Genomic DNA, 20,361 nt, shown 5'->3' on the forward strand with positions numbered 1-20,361 from the left:
CGCCTCACTGCTGCGGCAGCGGGCGCGTGTCCGGGGGCGGCGGGGCGGACGGCGTGGCCCGCACGATGGTGATCAGCCGGTCCGTGAGCTGGAGCGGAGAGGCCGCCGGGTCGTCGTACGCGAGCAGCCGGTGACCACGGAGCACACTGACCACGAGGTCCTCGGTCTCGCGCACGCTCTTGCCCACCTCGGCCTTTATCACCGGCCGCTCCACGAGATCGAGCCCGGAGCCCTGCTGGATCAGGTCCTCCATGACGGTGCCCGCGCTGGGGCTGAGCACCGAGAGGCCGAGCAGCCGGCCGGCCGCGCTGGCGCTGGTGATGACGGCGTCGGCGCCCGACTGCCGCAGAAGGGGGGCGTTCTCCTCCTCGCGTACGGCAGCCACGATCTTCGCCGAGCGGTTCAACTGCCGTGCGGTGAGGGCCACCAGGACCGCGGTGTCGTCGCGCTGGGTGGCGATGACGACCTGGCGGGCCTTCTGCAGCTCGGCGCGGAGCAGCACATCGCTGCGGGTGGCGTCGCCGACCACGCCCACGAAGCCCTCGGCCGTGGCGGCCTCGATCACCTTGTTGCTGGGGTCGACCACCACGATCTGCATCTTCTTCAGACCAGTGGCGCACAGGGTCTGGATCGCCGAACGGCCCTTGGTGCCGAAGCCGACGACGACGGTGTGGTCACGCAAGGCAGACCTCCAGCGGTTCAGCCGCCACTCCTCCCGGGTGCGTTCGGTGAGGACCTCGAGAGTGGTGCCGACCAGGATGATCAGGAAGAGCACACGCAGGGGTGTGATGACGAAGATGTTGACGAGCCGCGCCGCGTCGCTGGCCGGGACGATGTCGCCGTAGCCGGTGGTCGAGAGCGTGACGGTCGCGTAGTAGAAGGAGTCGAGGAAGTCGACGCCGTTGTCGGTGTTGTCGTGGTAGCCGTCGCGGTCGAAGTAGACGATCAGGCCGGTGGCGACCAGGACGGTCAGCGCCATGATGAGGCGCTTGGCGACCTGGCGCATCGGGCGTTCCACGACCCGCCGGGGCAGATGGATCCGGCCGTTGGTGAAGCGCTCATCGGCCTTGCGCGCCATCACATCGCTGCCGTGCTGTTTCACGTGAAACATCCCCCTGCCGAATATGCCGCGGGCGACGAGAGCGTCGACAACGCCCACGGCAGATCGAGGATCTCCAGCTCTTGTCCCGGCTTGGCACCGCCCGGCGGCACCACCGCGAGCCCGTCGGACGCGGCGATCCCGCGCAGCATCGCGGGCCCGTTGTAGTGCAGCGGCACGGCCTCCTCGGACCGCTCGCCGCGCAGCACCACGGGCACGAGACGGGTGTCGTACGGGTGGCCGTGGATCTCCTCGCGCGTGGGGGCGTGATACGGCTCCACGGCCGGGCGTCCCGCGAGCCTGCGGAGCAGCGGCTCGGCGAGCGTGAGCAGGCCGGAGACGGTGGCCAGCGGATTGCCGGGCAGGCCCACGAGGTGGCGCCCGCCGGGCAGTTGGGCAAGCAGCATCGGGTGGCCGGGCCGCACCTGCACCCCGTCCACGAGCAGGTCGGCGCCGAGGGCGCGCAGCGTGGGGTGGACGTGGTCGACCGGTCCGAAGGCGGTGCCGCCGGTGGTCACGACGACGTCCGCGGGGGACTCCCCGACCGCCTTGAGCAGGTCCTGCGCGTCGTCACCGATCCTGCGTACGGCGATGACCTCGGCGCCGAGGCTGCGCAGCCAGGGCGGCAGCATCGGGCCGAGCGCGTCCCGGATCAGGCCCTCCTGCGGGAGCCCTTCGGTGAGCAACTCGTCGCCCAGGATCAGCACTTCGGCCCGGGGCCGGGCGATCACCCGCAGTTCGTCGTAGCCCGCGGCCGCGGCGAGTCCGAGCACGGCGGGCGTGACCTCGGAGCCGGCGGGCAGCAACTGGTCGCCGCTGCGGCACTCCTGGCCGCGCGGCCGGATGTCCTGGCCGTGCACCACCTCGCGCTGCGGGTGCAGCCCGCCGTGGTCGTCGAGCGCCCCGTGCTCGCTGCGCAGCACGGCGGTGGCCTCCTGCGGCACGCGGGCGCCGGTGGCGATCCGTACCGCCTCGCCGTCCGCGAGCGAAGCCGGCCGGGCGTGCCCGGCCAGGATCGCGTCCGGCCGTACGTCCCAGGGGCCGGGGCCCGCGACCGCCCAGCCGTCCATGGCGGAGGTGTCGAAGGAGGGCAGGTCGGTGAGGGCGGTGAGCGGAGTGGCGAGGATCCGGCCGAGCGCTGCGTCGAGCGGAACGGCGACCGCTTCGCGCCGGGGGGCGCGGCGGGCCGCCTGGGCCGCGCGGGCACGGGCCTCCGGCCACGGGGTCGCACGGGGGTGGTCGTGCTTCTTGTGTCCGGTCTGCGCCGCCGTTCCGCCGGCGGCGGAGGGAACCGAAGGGTGCGGGTGCTCGGGGGCGCGGCCGCCGGGGACCTGGTCCGCACCGGCGGCTGCGCCCGGGTGGGAGTCGGGCCGTCCCGGGTTCGGGCCGCCCGCGTGGGGGTGCGGGCCACCCGGCGCCGAACCGGGCCTGCCCGCGGCCTCGTTGACGAGGGCGAGCGCCTCGTCGACGTCGAGATCGCCGTCGTCGGACGCGAGGTGACCGGGGCCGGTCTGCGCGGAGTAGCGCCGGGCCGGTGCGGCCTGCGGCGCGCGGCGGCCCGGGCGGGGCGCGGGGTGCGCGGTCACTCGGCGTCGGGCTTCGTGTCGGGGCGGTCCTCGTCGGCCCAGCGGGCCGCGAGCGCCACGGCCTTGCGGGTGGCCTCGGCTACCGCTTCAGGCCCGCCGCCCGCGCGCGCCGCCGCATAGCCGACGAGGAAGGTCGTCAGCGGCGCCGCGGGCCGCGCCACCCCGTGGGCGGCGTCGCGGGCGAGGTCGAGGAGCAGGGCGGTGTCGACGTCCAGGTCGAGACCCAGTTCGTCCTTGACTGCGGTGATCCATTCATCCAGCACGCGTTCATGCTCCCTGATACGTGCCCGGGCTTCGGCGATGTCCTCCCAGGTGTCGCAGTCGAACGCGGCACGGGAGCCTTCCGGCTCGGTCACCCGGGTGAGCGCGAGTCCGGTGGTGAGCAGTCTGAGGGGCAGCCCGGTCAGGCCGCCGTGTTCGGCGCGCAGCCGGTCGAGTCCGTGGCGCAGCGCGGAGCGGCGGTACACGGCGACGAGGGGCTGGTCGCGGCCGCCGGAATCGGTGAACAGCGCCCCGTCGAGCGGCGCCTCGGCCGCCTGCTCCGCCGCGTCGAGGGCGCCGAGCAACAGGCCGACGGTCTCGTCGGCGAGGAAGGGGAGGTCCGCGGAGAGGACGAGGAGGAGGTCGGGGGCGGGCTCGGAGGACGAGTCTGCGGAGTTGTGCTCCGGGGGCCGATATGTGGGGGCCCGGTCTGCGTCGGCGCGCTCCAGGGGCCGGTCTGCGGGGGCCTGGTCTGCGTCGGCAGGCTCCGGCTCCCGGTGCTCGCGGGCGCGCTCCAGCGCGTCGACTCCCGCCGCCAGCGCGGCGAGCGGGCCGCCGCCCGCGGGCTCTTCACGGGCCCATACGACGGGACGCACCGTCGGCCGCGGCGGTGCGACGACCACCGTGGTGCCCGCCGCCGCACACGCGCCGAGCACCCGGTCGAGCAGCGCACGCCCGCCCACCTGCACGGCGGGCTTGTCCACTCCCCCCAGGCGCTTGGCCGCGCCCCCGGCGAGCACTACGGCGTCATACGTGGTCACCCGACGAGTATGGCCGCGCGTTGGATCTTTGCTACCCCTTCGAACGGCCCGGGTGCGGGGGGACTTCCGTCACACCTCCCGTACGCGGGGCCCGGCGGAGTGGCGGACGCGGCCGGGGCGCGGGCGGTCGTCGTCCGGCCGCGCCCCGTGGGCTCACACCGTGCGCAGCAGCACCGCGGGCTGTTCCACGCAGTCAGCGACGTAGCGCAGGAACCCGCCCGCCGTGCCGCCGTCGCACACACGGTGGTCGAAGGTGAGCGAGAGCTGCACCACCTGGCGTACCGCCAACTCGCCCTGGTGCACCCAGGGCTTGGCCACGATCCGGCCGATGCCGAGCATCGCCGCCTCGGGGTGGTTGATGATCGGCGTCGAGCCGTCCACGCCGAACACCCCGTAGTTGTTCAGCGTGAACGTGCCGCCCGTCAGCTCGGCCGGGGTCAGCCGCCCTTCGCGCGCCACTTCGGTGAGCCGCGCGAACTCGGCCGTGAGCGCCTCCGCGCCCTTGGCGTGCGCGTCCTTCACCACCGGGACCACCAGTCCGCGCTCGGTCTGCGCGGCGAAGCCCAGATGGACGCGGTCCAGCTGGACGATCTCGCGGGCGGCCGTGTCCACCGTGGAGTTGAGCTCCGGGTAGCGCGTGAGCGCGGCCGTGCAGATCCGGGCGAAGAGCGCGAGCAGCGAGATCTTCGGTCCGCCCGAGGCGTTCATCGCCGTGCGTGCGTGCATCAGTTCCGTGGCGTCCGCGTCCACCCAGACGGTGACCTCGGGGATCTCGCGCCGGCTGCGGGAGAGCTTGTCGGCCACGGCGCCGCGGACCCCGCGCAGCGGGATACGGGTGCCCTCGCCGGACGGCACGGATGCCGCGGTCGGCCCGGCGGGTGCCTTGGGAGCGGGAGTCGCGCCGGGGGCCTGCTCGACCGCCCCTGCCCGTATGGCGTACTCGACATCGGCGCGCAGGATGAGCCCGTCCGGACCCGAGCCCGTCAACTCCCGCAGATTGAGACCGTGTTCGCGGGCCAGTCGGCGCACGAGCGGGGAGATCACCGGGACGGGGCCCTCGGCGGGGGGAGCGGCGGGGGCCGGTGCCGCCACGTGCCCCGACACCGGCGCCTGGGCGAACTCCGGGGCGCCGTCACGCGAAGCAGGCGCAGCCTGCGGAGAAGGCGAGGGCGCGGCAGCAGCCCCGGCCGTGGAACCGGGCGCGCCCGTCAGTCCGGCCCGCACCCTGCGCCGCCGCGCGGGCGCGGCGCCGGTGCCGTAGCCGACAAGGACATTGCCCGAACCCTCGGATTCGGTGCTCTTCGCGGCGCCTTCATGGACGGCGTCGGGCGAGGCGCCCACCGCCACCGTCAACAGTGGTGCACCGACCGGGAGTTCGGTGCCCTCCTCGCCGAAGCGGGCCGTCACCACGCCCGCGTAGGGGCAGGGGACCTCGACCATCGCCTTGGCCGTCTCCACCTCGACCACCGGCTGGTCCACGGCGACCACGTCGCCCACGGAGACCAGCCAGCGGACGACCTCCGCCTCCGTCAGGCCCTCACCGAGGTCGGGCAGCTTGAACTCGAGGACCTGCGCCATCAGACGCTCCCCCCTTCGAGCCCGCCCTCGGACTCCCACTGCAACCGGGCCACCGCGTCCAGGATCCGGTCGACCCCGGGCAGGTGGTGGCGCTCCAGCATCGGCGGCGGATACGGGATGTCGAACCCGGCGACGCGCAGCACCGGCGCCTCCAGGTGGTGGAAGCAGCGCTCGGTGACGCGCGCGGCGATCTCGCCGCCGGGGCCGCCGAAGCCGCCCGACTCGTGCACGACCACCGCACGGCCCGTGCGCCGCACGGATGCGCAGACCGTCTCGTCGTCGAAGGGCACCAGCGAGCGCAGATCGACCACTTCGAGGTCCCAGCCCTCGGCCTGCGCGGCCTCGGCGGCCTCCATGCAGACCGGGACCGAGGGCCCGTACGTGATGAGGGTGGCGCTGCGGCCGGTCCGGCGGACCACCGCCTTGCCGATCGGCTCCACGGCCGTGGGCGCCTCGGGGTTCCAGGAGCCCTTCGACCAGTAGAGCCGCTTGGGCTCCAGGAAGATCACCGGGTCGTCGGAGGCGATCGAGGCACGCAGGAGTCCGTACGCGTCCTCGACGGTGGCCGGCGTGACGACGTGCAGTCCGGGGGTCGCTATGTAGTACGCCTCGCTGGAGTCGCAGTGGTGCTCGACTCCGCCGATGCCGCCACCGTACGGCACACGGATGGTCAGGGGCAGGGGCATGGCGCCCTTGGTGCGGTTGCGCATCTTCGCCACGTGCGAGATCAGCTGCTCGAACGCCGGGTAGGCGAAGGCGTCGAACTGCATCTCCACGACGGGCCGCAGCCCGTACATGGCCATGCCGACCGCGGTGCCGAGGATGCCCGCCTCGGCGAGCGGGGTGTCGGTGACGCGGTCCTCGCCGAACTCCTTGGCGAGCCCGTCGGTGATGCGGAAGACGCCGCCGAGCGTGCCGACGTCCTCACCCATCACATGGACCGCCGGGTCCTCGGCCAGGGAGTCGCGCAGGGCCCGCTGGAGGGCCTGCGCCATGGTGGCCGGCTTGGTGCCCGTACGGCCGGCGGCTGTGCTGGTGGCGGTGCTCATCGCTCCTGCTCCGCTCCGGACGCGGCCTCGGCCTCGGCCTCGGCGTCGAGCTCGGCCCGCAACTGGGCGGCCTGCTCGCGCAGTTGGCTGGTCTGCTCCGCGTAGACATGGGTGAACAGGTCCATGGGGTCGAGCACCGGATCCGCGTTCATCCCCTGGCGCAGGCGGGCCGCGAACTCCTCCGCGTCCTGCCGTACGGCCTCGATCCGCTGCTCGTCGAGCAGCCCGCGGCCGGTCAGCTCGCGCTCCATCAGCGCGACCGGGTCGTGCGCGCGCCAGGTCTCGACCTCGGCGTCGCTGCGGTAGCGCGTGGCGTCGTCGGCGTTGGTGTGCGCGTCCATCCGGTACGTGACGGCCTCGACCAGCGTCGGGCCGCGCCCCGCCCGTGCGTTGCGTACGGCCTCGCTCAGGACCTCGTGCATCGCCGCCGCGTCGTTGCCGTCGACCAGGCGGCCCGGCATCCCGTAGCCGACGGCCTTGTGGGCCAGCGACGGGGCGGCGGTCTGCTTGGCGAGCGGCACGGAGATCGCGAAGCCGTTGTTCTGCACGAGGAAGACCACGGGGGCCTGCCACACGGCCGCGAAGTTCAGCGCCTCGTGGAAGTCGCCCTCGCTGGTGCCGCCGTCGCCGACCATGGCGAGCGCCACGACGTCGTCGCCCTTGAGGCGGGCGGCGTGCGCGAGGCCCACGGCGTGCGGCAGCTGGGTGGCGAGGGGGGTGCTGAGCGGGGCTATGCGGTGCTCGTACGGGTCGTAGCCGGTGTGCCAGTCGCCGCGAAGCAGTCCGAGGGCCTGCACGGGGTCGAGCCCGCGGGCGACGGCGGCGAGGGTGTCCCGGTAGCTGGGGAAGAGCCAGTCCTGCTCCTGGAGGACCATCGCCGCGGCGACCTCGGCGGCCTCCTGGCCGGTGGTCGACGGGTAGACCGCGAGGCGGCCCTGCTTGGTGAGGGCGGTCGCCTGCGCGTTGTACCGGCGCCCGCGCACCAGCTCCCCGTACAGCTTGAGCAGCAGCGTGGAGTCGGCCTCGGCCGCCCGGCTCGTGCCCAGGACCCGGTAGGGCTCGGGGTCCGGCAACAGCGGGGCGGGATCCGTGCGGGGCTTCCAGGCGGGCGGCGGGGTGGGCTGGTGGGTCCCCCGCTGCTCCATCACCGGTGTGCTGCGTCCTGTGCGCGTAGACACCACTTGCACCTCCTTGTGGGAGCGGCTCGGCGGCTCCTTCGCAGGAGTGCCTCGGCGGCGCGGCTGTGACGCGCCTCACCAACCGATTGTTCGGTCGCCGGCACATTTTGGCTACAGGCCCCTCCAGGCTGTGGACAAACGGTTCTCCACAGCCTGGGATAGATGCATTACGTCCATGGTAGGGAGGCGGGGGGACATGGCATCTGAACGAATGGCCGAGGACGGTTCCGAGCGGGCGCCCGAGTCCGGCGCCCCGGTGCCGGAGGCCGCCGAGATGCCGCCGCGCCCGCTCGACTCCATCGACCGCTCGATCCTGCGGATGCTGCAGACGGACGGTCGCGCCTCGATACGCTCCGTGGCCGAGCACGTCCATGTCTCGCGCGCGAATGCGTACGCACGCATCAACCGGTTGATCGAGGACGGGGTGATCCGCGGCTTCGGGGCGCGGGTGAATCACGAGCGGGCGGGGCAGGGGGCGTCCGCGTACATCACCCTGAAGATCGTGCAGAACTCGTGGCGCACGGTCCGCGAACAGTTGCGCGCGCTCCCGGGGGCGGCCCATATCGCCCTGGTGAGCGGCGACTTCGACGTTCTGCTCCTGGTGCACACGCCGGACAACCGCACGCTGCGGGAGCTGGTCCTTACGCGGTTGCAGTCGATGCCGGAGATTCTGAGTACGCGGACGCTGCTGGTGTTCGAGGAGACGGATCTGGATCCGGAGGCTTGAGGGGGAAGGCGGCGGCGCCCTGGTCGAATTTCCTTTCTAGGCAGAGGGTTTGACCGCCTTCGTGGCGAAGTAGCCCGGCAGCCAGCCGGCCGTCGCGTCCGAGTGGTGGGGTGCCTCCGCCCAGCCGGTGATGGCGAAACCGGCGGCGATCTGGCCGCCGATCTGCTCGGTGAGCGTGTGGCTGTACTCCAGCGGCGCCTGTGCGCCCCACAGCCGCTCCCGCTCGCCGGGCTCCAGGTGCGTGAGATCGCTGTACGGCAGCCGGTGGCGCACGACGAGCTCTCCGCGTGTGTCGAGTGCCTCCGCGTCGAAGAGGTAGACGTCCGGGTTGACGAAGCCGGACAGCAGCGTGCCGCCGGGGCGCAGCACGCGGTGGCATTCCCGCCACACCGGGGCCAGTTCGGGGATGAAGAGGTTGGAGACCGGGTGCACCACCAGGTCGAACGAGGCGTCCGGGAACGCGCTGAGGTCGCGGGCGTCGCCGAGCACCGTGCGCAGATCGAGCCCCTCGCGTTCGGCGACCATCTCGTCCTGCGCCAGCTGGCGCGGCGAGTTGTCGAACACGGTCACGCGGGCTCCGGCCGCGGCGAGCACCGGGCCCTGCTGTCCGCCGCCGGAGGCGAGGCAGAGGACGTCGCAGTCGGTGAGGTCCGGCGGGAACCAGGCGGGGTCCACGGTCTCGTACCCGATGAGCACGATCGACCACTGGCCGTCCCGCGCCTTGGCGACGACCTCGGGCGAAACGGGCCGTGACCACTCGTTCTCCCGCTCGACCTCGCGGTCCCAGGCCTGGCGGTTGTGGGTGACGGGGTCGATCTCGGTCATGCCCCGGATGCTAGCGACGCGGCGACGGCCCGGCGAGGGGTCCTGGTTCGGCGGCTGTCGTACGGCGCGTGCGGGTTCCGCGCGTGCGGCTTCCGCGCATGCGGCTTCCGCGCATGCGGCTTCCGCGCATGCGGCTTCCGCGCATGCGGTTTCGTCGTGGGGCGGGGCCGGGGTGGGGGTGTTCTGCTCACACGGGCAATGGCGCCGCAGGTCTGCGAGCGTGTACGTCCGGGTGGGGAGTGCCCGTGTGACATCACACCCCCACCCCGTCCCCTCACGTCGGATTGCGGCTTTCGGTCGGTCGGGACGCCGGTCGGTGTCCGGGGCGGGTCGGTCGTGCCTCCGGCCGGTGTCGGGGCCGGCCGATCAGTCCTCGATACGGAGCCCTCGGAACGCCAACTGCACCACCGCATCCGCGATCTCCGCGCCGTCCGCGCCGCGGGCGTCCGGGCGGAACCACTCCACCAGGGAGTTGATCATGCCGAAGAGGAGGCGCGTGGCGAGGCGGGCCTCCACGTCCTCGCGCAGGTCGCCCTCCGCGATCGCCGCCTTCAGGAGGTCGGCGACGCGGTGGTCGAAGTCGCGGCGGCGGTCCATCGCCCAGCGCTCGGTCTCGGTGTTGCCGCGGACGCGCAGGAGGAGGGTCACGTAAGGGAGTTCGCTCGTCAGGACGCCCACCATGCGGCGCGTGACGTGTTCGAGGCGGTCCACGGCCCGTCCCTCGCGTGCCTGCTCCTCGTCGAGGATCGCGAAGAGCCCGTCGAGGGCGCGGCTCACGGCGCGGCGCAGCAGCTCCTCCTTGCCGGCCACGTGGTGGTAGATCGAGGACTTCGAGATGCCCGCCGCCTTGGAGAGGTGCTCCATGGAAGTGCCGTCGTAGCCGCGCTCGTTGAAGACCTGGACGGCCACGGCGAGGAGGGACTCGGGGGTGTAGGTGTCGCGTTTGGCGGTGGTCATCGCAGGTCCCCGTACTCCAGTGGATCGATGCGGCCGAGCAGGCCCGGGGTGGGTCCGTAGCGGCCGGTGGGGTGGTACTCGTGCAGGTTGCGCAGGACGAGCGCGACGGCGAGCTCGCCCGTCCCGGCGGCCCATTCGAGCAGCCCGACCGGGTAGTTGACGCCCAGGCGCATCGCGGTGTCGGCGTCCTGCTCGCTCGTGACCTCGCGCGCGACGGCGTCGGCGGCCAGGTCCACGAGCATCGCGACGGTGCGCGCCACGATCATGCCGGGGACGTCGCGGATATGCGTGACCTTCTTGCCCAGCGCCTGGAAGAACCCGGCCGCTTCGCTGCGGGCCCGCTCCCCGGTGCGCGGTCCCGCGGCCAGGGCGATGCGGGTGGCCTTCGCGTAGTCGAAGGACCAGTCGAAGACGACAACGTCCTCGCCCGGATAGGCACCCGCGGGCAGGCCGTCGGTCGCGAACAGCAGCCCGCCGCCGGGCAGTTCGATGTACGGCTCAGGGTCGTCCTCGAACTCGACCTGGAGCCCTGCCTCCTGGGCGAGCCGCACCAGGGTCTTCGCCTGGCCCAGGTCGCCGTGCACGGTGACGGTGCGGGGCGCGTCGGCGGGCGGCTCGGCGGGCGGCTCGGGCTTCGAGGCGCCTTCCTCGTACGAGAACCAGCCCTGGCCTGACTTGCGGCCGAGCCGTCCCGACTGGACCAGGCGCTGCTGGGCGAGCGAGGGCGTGAACTTGGGGTCCTGGAAGAAGGACTCCCAGACCGAGCGTGTCACGGCCTCGTTGACGTCCTGGCCGATCAGGTCGGTGAGTTCGAAGGGGCCCATCTTGAAGCCGCCGCACTCGCGCAGGACCGCGTCGATCGTGGCAGGGTCGGCGGCCCGCTCCTCGTACAGGCGGAACGCTTCCGCGTAGAAGGGGCGGGCGATCCGGTTGACGATGAAGCCCGGGGTGTCGGCGCTGCGCACGGGGGTCTTGCCCCAGCTCTTCATGAGTTCGTACGCACGCGTGGTGACGGCCTCGTCGGTCGCGGAGCCGCTGACCACCTCGACGAGGGGGAGCAGCGGCGCGGGGTTGAAGAAGTGCAGGCCCACGAAGCGGCCGGGGACGCGCAGGGCGCCGGCGATGGCCGTGACGGAGAGGGAGGAGGTGTTCGTGGCGAGGATGCAGTCGTCCTCGACGATCTTCTCGAGCTCCTTGAACAGCTCCTGCTTCACGGCCAGTTGTTCGGTCACCGCCTCGATGACCAGACCGCAGCCGAACAGGGCGCCGGGTGTCGTCACGGGAACGAGCCGCGCACGCGCCTGATGCCGGGCGCCCGAGGTGATGCGGCCCTTCTCCACCAAGCGGTCCAGGCGCGCGGTGATCTCGCCGACGGCCGCCTTGGCCCGGCCCTCGGCCACGTCGTGCAGGTACACGTGATGACCGGCGAGCAGGGCGACCTGGGCGATGCCCTGGCCCATGGTGCCGGTGCCGACGACGGCCACGGAGAACGCGGGCCCGGGTGTGCGGTCCTGCGGCTGCGCGGATTCCGAGGGGGTCGCCGGCCCCTGGGTGGCCGCGGCTCCCGAGGGGATGCGGTCCTGCGGCTCCGAGGCTGCGCGGTCGCTCGATGTCATGTCCGCGATCCTCCCGTACGGGTTTTCCACAGGTTGCCCGGACCCCCTTGTCCCGACCGATCGTTCGGTTACTCTAGCTCTCGTCGCACCTCTCTGCCCAGCGGCAGCCTGTAAGTCGCAGCCCAGCCCGTATGTCCCCGCCCAGCTCACCGGTTCAGCGTCGAACCGGCAGGAGGAGGAGTTGGTCTCCATGGCCGCCCAGCTCACCGCACACCAGCTGACCGAGAAGCACAGCCCCACGCTCTTCAAGGCGCTCGAAGCGATCGCCACGCGTGCGTACTGGTCGCCCCACCCCGAGCACCCGAAGGCGTACGGCGAGGGCTCCGCCGTCGACGGCAGCCTGGGCGCCGCCGAGGGCAAGGCGGCCTTCGACGCGCTGCTCGGCACGCGGATGGACCTGGGCCAGCCCGGCACCGACGGCTGGGTGGGCGGTTCCGCGGCCGACGGCGGTGAAGTCTCGCCGTACGGGATCGAGTTGGGCGTCTCGTATCCGCACGCCGATCTCGACGTGCTGCTGCCCGCGATGCGCGCCGCGATCCCGGCCTGGCGCGACGCCGGACCGGAGGCGCGCGCCCATGTGTGCCTGGAGATCCTGGCGCGGATCAGCGCCCGCACCCATGAGTTCGCGCACGCGGTCATGCACACCAGCGGCCAGGCGTTCATGATGGCGTTCCAGGCCGGCGGCCCGCACGCGCAGGACCGCGGTATGGAGGCGGTGGCGTACGCGTACGCCGAGCAGACCCGCACGCCCGGCGCGGCGGACTGGAGCAAGCCCCAGGGCAAGCGCGATCCGCTGAACCTGCGCAAGCAGTTCACGGCCGTGCCGCGCGGCATCGCGCTGATGATCGGCTGCAACACCTTCCCGACGTGGAACGGGTATCCGGGCCTCTTCGCCTCCCTCGCCACCGGCAACCCCGTGGTGGTCAAGCCGCACCCGCGCGCGGTGCTGCCGCTCGCGCTCACCGTGCAGGTGGCGCGCGAGGTGCTCGCCGAGGCCGGGTTCGACCCCGACCTCGTGTGCCTGGCGGCCGAGCGGCCCGGCGAGGGCGTCGCGAAGACCCTCGCTCTGCGCCCCGAGATCCGGATCATCGACTACACGGGCTCGACCTCCTTCGGCGACTGGCTGGAGGCCAACGCGCGCCAGGCACAGGTCTACACGGAGAAGGCCGGCGTCAACACGGTGGTGATCGACTCCACCGCCGACTACAAGGGCATGCTGTCCAACCTGGCCTTCTCGCTCTCGCTCTACAGCGGCCAGATGTGCACCACCCCGCAGAACCTGCTGATCCCCCGCGACGGCATCACCACCGACGCGGGCCCGAAGTCCTACGACGAGGTCGTCACCGACCTCGCGGGCGCGGTCTCCGGCCTGCTCGGCGACGACGCCCGGGCCAATGCGCTCCTTGGCGCCCTGGTCAACCCGGACGTGAAGGCCCGCCTGGAGGCCGCTCCCGGCCTGGGTGAAGTCGCCCTGCCCACAAGGGAAGTGGCGAACCCGGACTTCCCGGACGCGGTCGTGCGTACGCCCGTCATCGTCAAGCTGGACGGCGCCAAGCCCGACGCCGAGGCCGCGTACCTCAGCGAATGCTTCGGCCCGGTCTCGTTCGCCGTCGCCGTCGACTCCTCGGCGGACGCGGTGGAACTCCTTCGGCGCACGGTGCGCGACAAGGGCGCGATGACGGTGGGCGCGTACACCACCTCGGAGGAGGTGGAGCGTGCCGTGGAGGAGGCCTGCCTGGAGGAGTGCGCCCAGCTCTCGCTGAACCTGACGGGCGGGGTCTATGTCAATCAGACCGCGGCCTTCTCGGACTTCCACGGCTCGGGCGGCAACCCGGCGGCCAATGCGGCGCTGTGCGACGGGGCGTTCGTCTCGAACCGGTTCCGTGTGGTGGAGGTGCGCCGGGAGGCGTGAGCCGCCCGGTTGGTGTCAGCTGAACTCGTGCCCCGCCGACCAGTGGAACAGGGCCATGCCGACGCTGGTCGCCAGGTTGTAGCTGGAGACCTGGGACCGCATCGGCAGGGACACCAAGTGGTCGGCGCGGGCGCGGAGTTCGGGTGAGATCCCGCTGCGCTCCGAGCCGAAGGCGAGCAGCGCGTCGTCGGGGATCTCGTACGAGCGGATGTCCTTGCCCTCCGGGTCGAGGGCGAACAGCGGTCCGGCGGGCAGCTCGGCCACGTCCAGGTGCTCCACGGCCGTGGCGAAGTGCAGGCCCGCCGCCCCTCGTACGACGGTGGAGTGCCAGGGGTCGAGCGTGCCCGTGGTGACCACTCCGGTCGCACCGAAGCCGGCCGCGAGGCGGATCACCGCGCCCGCGTTGCCGAGGTTGCGCGGCTGGTCGAGGACGACGACCGGTGCGGTGCGGGACGGGGCCGCCAAGGCGGCGAGTTGGGCGCTACGCGAGGGCCGTACCGCGAGGGCCGCGATCCGCGTCGGGTGCAGGCGGGGCACGAGCGTGCGCAGCACCTCGTCGGGGACGGCGACGGCCCGTGCGGCCAGCTCCCCGGTCACGTCAGGGGCGAGCTCGGCCGCGAGGTCGAATGCGCCCTGCCGGTCCGAGGTGAGGACGAGCGGGATCTCGGCGCCGAAGCGCAGGGCGTGCTTGAGGGCGTGGAAGCCGTCGAGGAGGACGCACGCGTCGGCGCGGGTGCGCCAGGTCCGTACGGCATCGGTGACGGCATCGGTGACGGCTTCTTCGGATGGGCCGTGCGTGCTGCCTTCCGCCGTGCTCTCGCTCATACCGAGGAGCCTACGCGCGCGCGTGCTCCACGCTGTCCGGGCTGCCCGCGCTGCCCCGGCTGTCCGGTTCCCGCTCCGTCCTTCCGTCGCGATCCTCGCCGTCCGCGCCGCCGTCGCGCTGCTCCGGCAGCTTCGCGAAGCGGCGCGGCAGCAGACCTTCGTACAGGACTCGGGAGGAGAAGCGGCCGAGGCGGCGCAGGAAGCCCGTCGGCAGGAAGACCGCGTCCGCCGCGATCATCGCGAGCGAGAAGAACGGCAGACCGAGGATGACCGCGATCACCGCGTGCTCGGTGATCATCGCGGCGAGCAGCACGTTCTTCACACGCCGGTTGAACAGCGTGAAGGGGAAGGCGACCTGGACCGCGACCGTGCCGTAGGTGATCAGCATCAGCGGCAGGCCGTACGAGGAGAGCAGCTCGGACAGGGCCGGCCAGGGCGAGAAGTAGTCGAGGTGCAGCGGGTAGTGCACGGCGGTGCCGTCCTGCCATCGGCTGCCCTGGATCTTGTACCAGCCCGCCGTCGCGTAGATGAGGCAGGCCTCGGCCATGATCACGACGAGTGCGGTGTTGTGCAGCAGGTTGCGGGTGACGTCGGCGAGGATCCGCGGCTGCTCGCCTCCGTACCGGCGGATGCACGCGCTCAGCGCCGTCCCCAGCCACACGCCCCAGAGCAGATACGGGACGACCGGCAGGTTCCAGGGGAGCTCCGTCTCCCAGTCGAACTTGCCCGTGAGCGTGGCGAAGAGCAGCACCGCGCCGAGCACGCACCACAGGACGGGGCCCACGCGGTCGGCGGCGTCCGGCCGGCGGGCCGCGCGGCGGGCGTCGAGGGACCAGACCCGGCCGCACTGGGTGAAGATCAGGTAGATCGACATCAGGTGGATGACGTTGTCGCCGCCGTCCCCCATGAACACGCTGCGGTTCTGCAGCGAGAGCACGCCGACCATGAAGAGCACGGACATCGTCCGGGTCCGCCAGCCGAGCAGCAGCAGCGCGCTGGAGAGCACGGCGAGCAGATAGACGAGCTCGAACCAGCCGCGCCCGTCGTCCCACATCAGCACGGTGAAGGCGCGGTTGTCCGCGATCAGCTGCTGCGCCATGTCCCAGCTCCAGGGCCCGTCGGGGCCGTAGAGCTCATGGCGGTGCGGGAACTCGCGCAGCAGGAAGAGCAGCCAGGTCAGCGAGAAACCGATCCGGATGATCGCGCTCTGGTACGGGCCGAGGGCCGCACCCGTCACGCGGAGAACGCCGTCGGCGACGGACCGGCCGAGGCCGCGCCCGGCCGCCACGGACTGCTGGTTGCCGCTCATCGGTCGCTCACCTCACGGTCGCGGGACGTGACCGTCCACCAGGGCAGTTCACGGACGGAAGGCCGCGTGTCGAGCTTCTCGCCGCTCCACTCCGGCGGCTGCACATTGGTCGTGGTCGAGCGCAGCTGGATGCGCTCCACGGTGCCGCCGAGGGGCTCGCGGTCGAAGCGGAGCAGGGCGATCCGGCGCAGGTAGCGCTCGGAGAGGTCGCCGCGCAGGCCGTTGGAGACGTTGTCGCTGGTGTGGGAGCCGACGTAGAAGTCCCAGGCCCGGCGCAGTTCGTTCTGCTGGGTGTGGCTGGGCACGAGGTTGGCGTCGATCGCGGCGCCGTCCTGTGCCGAGAGGTTGATCCAGCCCGTCTCGCGCCGCTGCCCGTCCTCGGTGCGCACCTGGGCGCGGGCGTGGACGGCGATGTTCTGCTGGAGCGGGTTGGGGGCGAACAGCTTCCAGTTCTGCTCGAACTCCGGGTAGATCCAGCCGTCCACCGCCTTGTCGTACTGCTTGGAGGCGGTGTTGGACGGGGCCACGTGCAGGAACACCATCCCGATGTGCACCGCTCCGACGACCACGATGAGGGCGAGGACCAGGGCGGCGGCCAGCTGGTAGGGGAGGGTGAGGGCGGTCAGGTCGCCCGGGGTGCGGGGGGTGCCGGGGGCTTCGGAAGTGCCGTCGGCGTCGGGGGCGGGGGCCGCGCCGGGTTCCCCCGCGCCAGGTGCAGGTGAGGTGCCCGGGCCCGCACCCGTGCCCTTGTCGTACGCGTCCATTCCGCCCCGATCCCCATCCGCCTGCTGCCGCTACGGACCGGAACGGTACTCAGCGACGCTCGCCACGGACAGCTCTCGTGACGTTATCCACAGGCTTGACACCCTACGGCCGCCGGTCCCACCATGGAAACCGAGCGGACCGAACGATCGGTCGGTAGATTGATCAGGCGGCCGCACCGAAGCGGACGACGCAGGATCGAGCGCCGAGGCAAGGGGGCCGGGCATGGCGACGGTGACAGACGCGGACCGGGCGGCAGTGGACGCCGTCCATGCGGAGGCGTTCGACGCCGCCGTGGCCGCCGACGAGCGCATCGAGCCGCGGGACTGGATGCCCGAGGCGTACCGCGCGACGCTGGTGCGCCAGATCGCGCAGCACGCGCACTCGGAGATCATCGGCATGCAGCCGGAGGCCAACTGGATCACGCGCGCGCCCTCGCTGCGCCGCAAGGCGATCCTCATGGCCAAGGTGCAGGACGAGGCGGGGCACGGGCTGTACCTCTACAGCGCGGCCGAGACCCTCGGCACCAGCCGCGAGGAGCTCCTCGACAAGCTGCACGCGGGCCGCCAGAAGTACTCCTCGATCTTCAACTACCCCACCTTGACCTGGGCCGACGTCGGCGCGATCGGCTGGCTCGTGGACGGGGCCGCGATCACCAACCAGGTGCCGCTGTGCCGCTGTTCGTACGGGCCGTATGCCCGCGCGATGGTGCGGATCTGCAAGGAGGAGTCCTTCCACCAGCGCCAGGGGTACGAGCTGCTGCTCACCCTCAGCCGCGGCACCGAGGCGCAGCACGCGATGGCGCAGGACGCGGTGAACCGCTGGTGGTGGCCCTCGCTGATGATGTTCGGCCCGCCGGACGACGAGTCCTCGCACTCGGCGCAGTCCATGGCCTGGAAGATCAAGCGGCACTCCAACGACGAGCTGCGCCAGCGCTTCGTGGACATCTGCGTCCCGCAGGCCGAGGCGCTCGGCCTCACCCTCCCCGACCCGGACCTGAGGTGGAACGAGGAGCGGGGGCAGCACGACTTCGGCGCCATCGACTGGACCGAGTTCTGGGACGTCCTCAAGGGCAATGGGCCGTGCAACGAGCAGCGGATCACCCAGCGCCGCCGGGCCCACGACGAGGGCGCCTGGGTACGGGAGGCGGCGGCCGCCCACGCCGCGAAGCACACCACTCGCACGAAGACGACGACGGAGGCAACGGCATGAGCGGCGACTGGCCCTTGTGGGAGGTGTTCGTGCGCTCGCGCCGCGGGCTCTCGCACACCCACGCCGGCAGCCTGCACGCACCGGACGCGGAGCTGGCCCTGCGCAATGCGCGTGATCTGTACACGCGGCGCAGCGAGGGCGTCTCGATCTGGGTGGTCCCGTCCAGCGCGATCACCGCTTCGTCGCCGGACGAGAAGGACCCGTTCTTCGAGCCGGCCGCCGACAAGCCGTACCGGCACCCGACGTTCTACGAGATCCCGGACGGGGTGAAGCACCTGTGACCCCGACCCCCGAGACCACCACCGGCGCACCGGCCACCGCCACCGCCGCCGCCGCCGGAGCACCGGCCACCGCAACCACCGCCGCCCTGGCCCTCGGCGACGACGCCCTGGTGCTCTCGCACCGCCTCGCCGAGTGGGCCGGCCACGCGCCGGTGCTCGAGGAGGAGGTGGCCCTCGCCAACATCGCCCTCGACCTGCTCGGCCAGGCCCGCGTGCTGCTCTCGATGGCGCGCGACGAGGACGAGCTGGCGTACCTCCGCGAGGAGCGCGCCTTCACCAACCTCCAGCTGGTCGAACAGCCCAACGGCGACTTCGCCCACACCATCGCCCGCCAGCTCCTCTTCTCCACCTATCAGCGCTTCCTGTACGAGGCGTTGGCCGGCGACCCGGTCTTCGGTCCGCTCGCGGCCAAGGCGGTCAAGGAGGTGGCGTACCACCAGGACCACGCCGAGCAGTGGACGCTGCGCCTGGGCGACGGCACGGACGAGAGCCACCGCCGGATGCAGCGCGGGCTCGACGCGCTGTGGCGCTACAGCGGCGAGATGTTCCGGCCGGTGGCCGGCCTGGAGGCGGTCAACTGGCAGGAGCTGGAAGCCCGTTGGCTGGCCTCGGTCAACGCCGTGATCGAGCGCGCCACCCTCACCGTCCCCGAAGGCCCGCGCCATGGCGCCTGGGCCGCGGGCGCGGGGCGCCAGGGCCTGCACACCGAGCCGTTCGGGCGGATGCTCGCCGAGATGCAGCACCTGCACCGCAGCCACCCGGGGGCGTCGTGGTGACCGCCGCGCGCACCCCGCTGGAGGAGCGGCTGCTCGAGCTCGCGGGCACCGTGCCCGACCCGGAGCTGCCCATGGTCACGTTGCGCGAGCTGGGCATCGTGCGCGATGTACGGATGTCCGCACCCGGCCGTGTCCAGGTCGAGATCACCCCCACGTACACGGGCTGCCCGGCCGTGGAGGCGATGTCCTCGGACATAGAGGAGCTGCTGCACGCCGAGGGCGTGGCCGAGGTGACCGTGCGCACGGTGCTCGCCCCGGCCTGGTCCACCGACGACATCACCGCGGAGGGCCGGCGCAAGCTGGCCGAGTCCGGGATCGCCCCGCCCCGGCCGCAGCCGGCCGACGGCCCGATACCCCTGACCCTCGCCGTGCGCTGCCCGCACTGCGGCTCCACCGAGACGGAGCTGCTCAGCCGCTTCTCGTCCACCGCCTGCAAGGCGCTGCGGCGGTGCGTGAGCTGCCGTGAACCCTTCGACCACTTCAAGGAGTTGTGATGACGGCCGGCAAGTCCCGTTTCCACGGGCTCCGGGTGTCCGCGGTCGACCGGCTCACCGACGACTCCGTGGCCCTGACCTTCGCCGTGCCGCCGGAGCTGCGCGCGGAGTACCGCTATGCGCCGGGCCAGCACTTGGCGATACGGCGCCGCGCATCGGGCGCGGAAGGTGCGGAAGGCGCGGCGGCCGGAGCAACCCCGGCAGGCGCGGCAGGCGGCGGTGAGATCCGGCGCACGTACTCGGTGTGCTCGCCCGTGCTCGGGGCGGACGGTCCCGCCGAAGTGCGGGTGGGGGTGCGCCTGGTCGAGGGCGGCGAGTTCTCCACGTATGCCAACAAGGAGATCGCCGTCGGCGACCTGCTCGACGTGATGACTCCCGCGGGCCGCTTCACGCTGGAGCCGCGCCCCGGGCACTTCGCGGCGATCGTCGGCGGCAGCGGGATCACACCGGTGCTCTCCATCGTCTCGACGCTGCTCGCGCGGCAGCCCGAGGCCCGTTTCTGCCTCATACGCAGCGACCGCACCGCGGCCTCGACGATGTTCCTGGAGGAGGTGGCCGACCTCAAGGACCGTTATCCGCAGCGATTCCAGCTGGTCACCGTGCTGTCCCGCGAGGAGCAGCAGGCGGGTCTGCCCTCGGGGCGGCTCGACGAGGAGCGGCTCAGCGGGCTGCTGCCCGCGCTGCTGCCGGTCGGGGAGATCGACGGATGGTTCCTGTGCGGGCCGCTCGGTCTGGTGCAGGGCGCCGAGCGCGCGCTGCGCGGCCTCGGCGTGCGGCGGGCCCGGATCCACGAGGAGATCTTCTACGTGGACGCCGCACCGGCGGCCCCGGCTCCGGCCTCCGCCCCCACGCACAGCACCGTGACCGCCCAGCTCGACGGACGCTCGGGGAGCTGGCCGGTGCGGGAGGGCGAGTCGCTCCTGGAGACCGTGCTGCGCAACCGTCCGGATGCCCCGTACGCCTGCAAGGGCGGGGTGTGCGGCACCTGCCGGGCCTTCCTCGTCGACGGCGAGGTGCGCATGGACCGCAACTATGCGCTGGAGCCCGAGGAGACGGAGGCCGGCTATGTGCTCGCCTGCCAGTCCCATCCGGCCACGGAACGGGTGGAGTTGGACTTCGACCGCTGAGCGGCGCGGCGCCGGGCACGGCAACG

Annotated in this window: 19 protein-coding genes; 7 read left to right on the forward strand and 12 right to left on the reverse strand. The window is 72.5% G+C overall.

Features of this window, described 5'->3' with window-relative positions; genetic code table 11:
• Positions 1 to 4 precede the first annotated feature (4 nt).
• The 6 genes from BLT97_RS21315 to pdhA all read right to left on the reverse strand — a co-directional run bounded on the left by BLT97_RS21315 (position 5) and on the right by pdhA (position 7,479).
• Positions 5 to 1,111, reverse strand: coding sequence for a potassium channel family protein (locus tag BLT97_RS21315; RefSeq protein WP_093612645.1), 1,107 nt, complete (start codon positions 1,109 to 1,111; stop codon positions 5 to 7).
• A complete protein-coding gene (locus BLT97_RS21320) occupies positions 1,099 to 2,685 on the reverse strand; it encodes a molybdopterin molybdotransferase MoeA (RefSeq protein WP_093612647.1) in 1,587 nt (528 codons plus the stop codon). The genes BLT97_RS21315 and BLT97_RS21320 overlap by 13 nt, the downstream gene beginning before the upstream one ends.
• Positions 2,682 to 3,707, reverse strand: a complete 1,026-nt coding sequence (locus BLT97_RS21325) for a DUF6457 domain-containing protein (protein ID WP_093612649.1) — start codon at positions 3,705 to 3,707, stop codon at positions 2,682 to 2,684. The genes BLT97_RS21320 and BLT97_RS21325 overlap by 4 nt, the downstream gene beginning before the upstream one ends.
• 153 nt (positions 3,708 to 3,860) lie before the next feature.
• A complete protein-coding gene (locus BLT97_RS21330) occupies positions 3,861 to 5,285 on the reverse strand; it encodes a dihydrolipoamide acetyltransferase family protein (RefSeq protein ID WP_093612651.1) in 1,425 nt (474 codons plus the stop codon).
• Positions 5,285 to 6,334 (reverse strand): alpha-ketoacid dehydrogenase subunit beta, encoded by a 1,050-nt coding sequence (locus BLT97_RS21335; protein ID WP_093612653.1) that lies wholly within the window; start codon positions 6,332 to 6,334, stop codon positions 5,285 to 5,287. The genes BLT97_RS21330 and BLT97_RS21335 overlap by 1 nt, the downstream gene beginning before the upstream one ends.
• Positions 6,331 to 7,479, reverse strand: a complete 1,149-nt coding sequence (pdhA, locus tag BLT97_RS21340; RefSeq protein WP_093612655.1) for a pyruvate dehydrogenase (acetyl-transferring) E1 component subunit alpha — start codon at positions 7,477 to 7,479, stop codon at positions 6,331 to 6,333. The genes BLT97_RS21335 and pdhA overlap by 4 nt, the downstream gene beginning before the upstream one ends.
• A gap of 244 nt (positions 7,480 to 7,723) precedes the next feature.
• Between pdhA and BLT97_RS21345 the strand changes: the two genes are divergently transcribed.
• Positions 7,724 to 8,239 carry an Lrp/AsnC family transcriptional regulator gene (locus BLT97_RS21345; protein WP_093612657.1) on the forward strand — a complete coding sequence of 172 codons (516 nt, stop codon included), beginning with the start codon at positions 7,724 to 7,726 and terminating at the stop codon, positions 8,237 to 8,239.
• 36 nt (positions 8,240 to 8,275) lie between these two features.
• Here BLT97_RS21345 and BLT97_RS21350 read toward each other — a convergent pair whose 3' ends face one another.
• From BLT97_RS21350 to BLT97_RS21360, 3 genes are all read right to left on the reverse strand, one after another.
• Complete coding sequence (locus BLT97_RS21350) at positions 8,276 to 9,064, reverse strand: class I SAM-dependent methyltransferase (RefSeq protein ID WP_093612659.1); 789 nt, start codon at positions 9,062 to 9,064, stop codon at positions 8,276 to 8,278.
• A 366-nt stretch (positions 9,065 to 9,430) separates the two neighbouring features.
• Entirely contained in the window at positions 9,431 to 10,021 is a 591-nt protein-coding gene (locus BLT97_RS21355) for a TetR/AcrR family transcriptional regulator (RefSeq protein ID WP_093612661.1), read from the reverse strand.
• Positions 10,018 to 11,637 (reverse strand): 3-hydroxyacyl-CoA dehydrogenase, encoded by a 1,620-nt coding sequence (locus BLT97_RS21360; protein ID WP_093612663.1) that lies wholly within the window; start codon positions 11,635 to 11,637, stop codon positions 10,018 to 10,020. Before BLT97_RS21360 ends, BLT97_RS21355 begins: the two co-directional genes overlap by 4 nt.
• A gap of 190 nt (positions 11,638 to 11,827) precedes the next feature.
• On the opposite strand from BLT97_RS21360, the gene paaN reads away from it, so the two are divergent.
• On the forward strand, positions 11,828 to 13,549 hold the full coding sequence (gene paaN / locus BLT97_RS21365) for a phenylacetic acid degradation protein PaaN (RefSeq protein ID WP_093612665.1): 1,722 nt from the start codon (positions 11,828 to 11,830) through the stop codon (positions 13,547 to 13,549).
• 15 nt (positions 13,550 to 13,564) lie between these two features.
• Here paaN and BLT97_RS21370 read toward each other — a convergent pair whose 3' ends face one another.
• The 3 genes from BLT97_RS21370 to BLT97_RS21380 are packed head-to-tail and all read right to left on the reverse strand — an operon-like array spanning position 13,565 to position 16,447.
• On the reverse strand, positions 13,565 to 14,374 hold the full coding sequence (locus BLT97_RS21370) for a TrmH family RNA methyltransferase (RefSeq protein ID WP_093612667.1): 810 nt from the start codon (positions 14,372 to 14,374) through the stop codon (positions 13,565 to 13,567).
• A gap of 10 nt (positions 14,375 to 14,384) precedes the next feature.
• The gene (locus BLT97_RS21375) at positions 14,385 to 15,683 is read right to left on the reverse strand and encodes an HTTM domain-containing protein (RefSeq protein WP_093612669.1); all 1,299 of its coding nucleotides are present in this window, start codon (positions 15,681 to 15,683) and stop codon (positions 14,385 to 14,387) included.
• The gene (locus BLT97_RS21380) at positions 15,680 to 16,447 is read right to left on the reverse strand and encodes a DUF5819 family protein (protein WP_093612671.1); all 768 of its coding nucleotides are present in this window, start codon (positions 16,445 to 16,447) and stop codon (positions 15,680 to 15,682) included. The genes BLT97_RS21375 and BLT97_RS21380 overlap by 4 nt, the downstream gene beginning before the upstream one ends.
• A gap of 223 nt (positions 16,448 to 16,670) precedes the next feature.
• Between BLT97_RS21380 and paaA the strand changes: the two genes are divergently transcribed.
• The 5 genes from paaA to BLT97_RS21405 are packed head-to-tail and all read left to right on the forward strand — an operon-like array spanning position 16,671 to position 20,335.
• Positions 16,671 to 17,657, forward strand: coding sequence for a 1,2-phenylacetyl-CoA epoxidase subunit PaaA (paaA, locus tag BLT97_RS21385; protein ID WP_093612673.1), 987 nt, complete (start codon positions 16,671 to 16,673; stop codon positions 17,655 to 17,657).
• The gene (gene paaB, locus BLT97_RS21390) at positions 17,654 to 17,938 is read left to right on the forward strand and encodes a 1,2-phenylacetyl-CoA epoxidase subunit PaaB (RefSeq protein WP_093612675.1); all 285 of its coding nucleotides are present in this window, start codon (positions 17,654 to 17,656) and stop codon (positions 17,936 to 17,938) included. The genes paaA and paaB overlap by 4 nt, the downstream gene beginning before the upstream one ends.
• Positions 17,935 to 18,714 (forward strand): 1,2-phenylacetyl-CoA epoxidase subunit PaaC, encoded by a 780-nt coding sequence (paaC, locus tag BLT97_RS21395; protein WP_093612677.1) that lies wholly within the window; start codon positions 17,935 to 17,937, stop codon positions 18,712 to 18,714. Before paaB ends, paaC begins: the two co-directional genes overlap by 4 nt.
• The gene (gene paaD, locus BLT97_RS21400) at positions 18,708 to 19,208 is read left to right on the forward strand and encodes a 1,2-phenylacetyl-CoA epoxidase subunit PaaD (protein ID WP_425442744.1); all 501 of its coding nucleotides are present in this window, start codon (positions 18,708 to 18,710) and stop codon (positions 19,206 to 19,208) included. Before paaC ends, paaD begins: the two co-directional genes overlap by 7 nt.
• Positions 19,208 to 20,335 (forward strand): 2Fe-2S iron-sulfur cluster-binding protein, encoded by a 1,128-nt coding sequence (locus tag BLT97_RS21405; RefSeq protein ID WP_093612679.1) that lies wholly within the window; start codon positions 19,208 to 19,210, stop codon positions 20,333 to 20,335. Before paaD ends, BLT97_RS21405 begins: the two co-directional genes overlap by 1 nt.
• Positions 20,336 to 20,361: the final 26 nt, after the last annotated feature.

The sequence above is a fragment of the Streptomyces indicus genome (assembly GCF_900100315.1).
Classification (GTDB): domain Bacteria; phylum Actinomycetota; class Actinomycetes; order Streptomycetales; family Streptomycetaceae; genus Streptomyces; species Streptomyces indicus.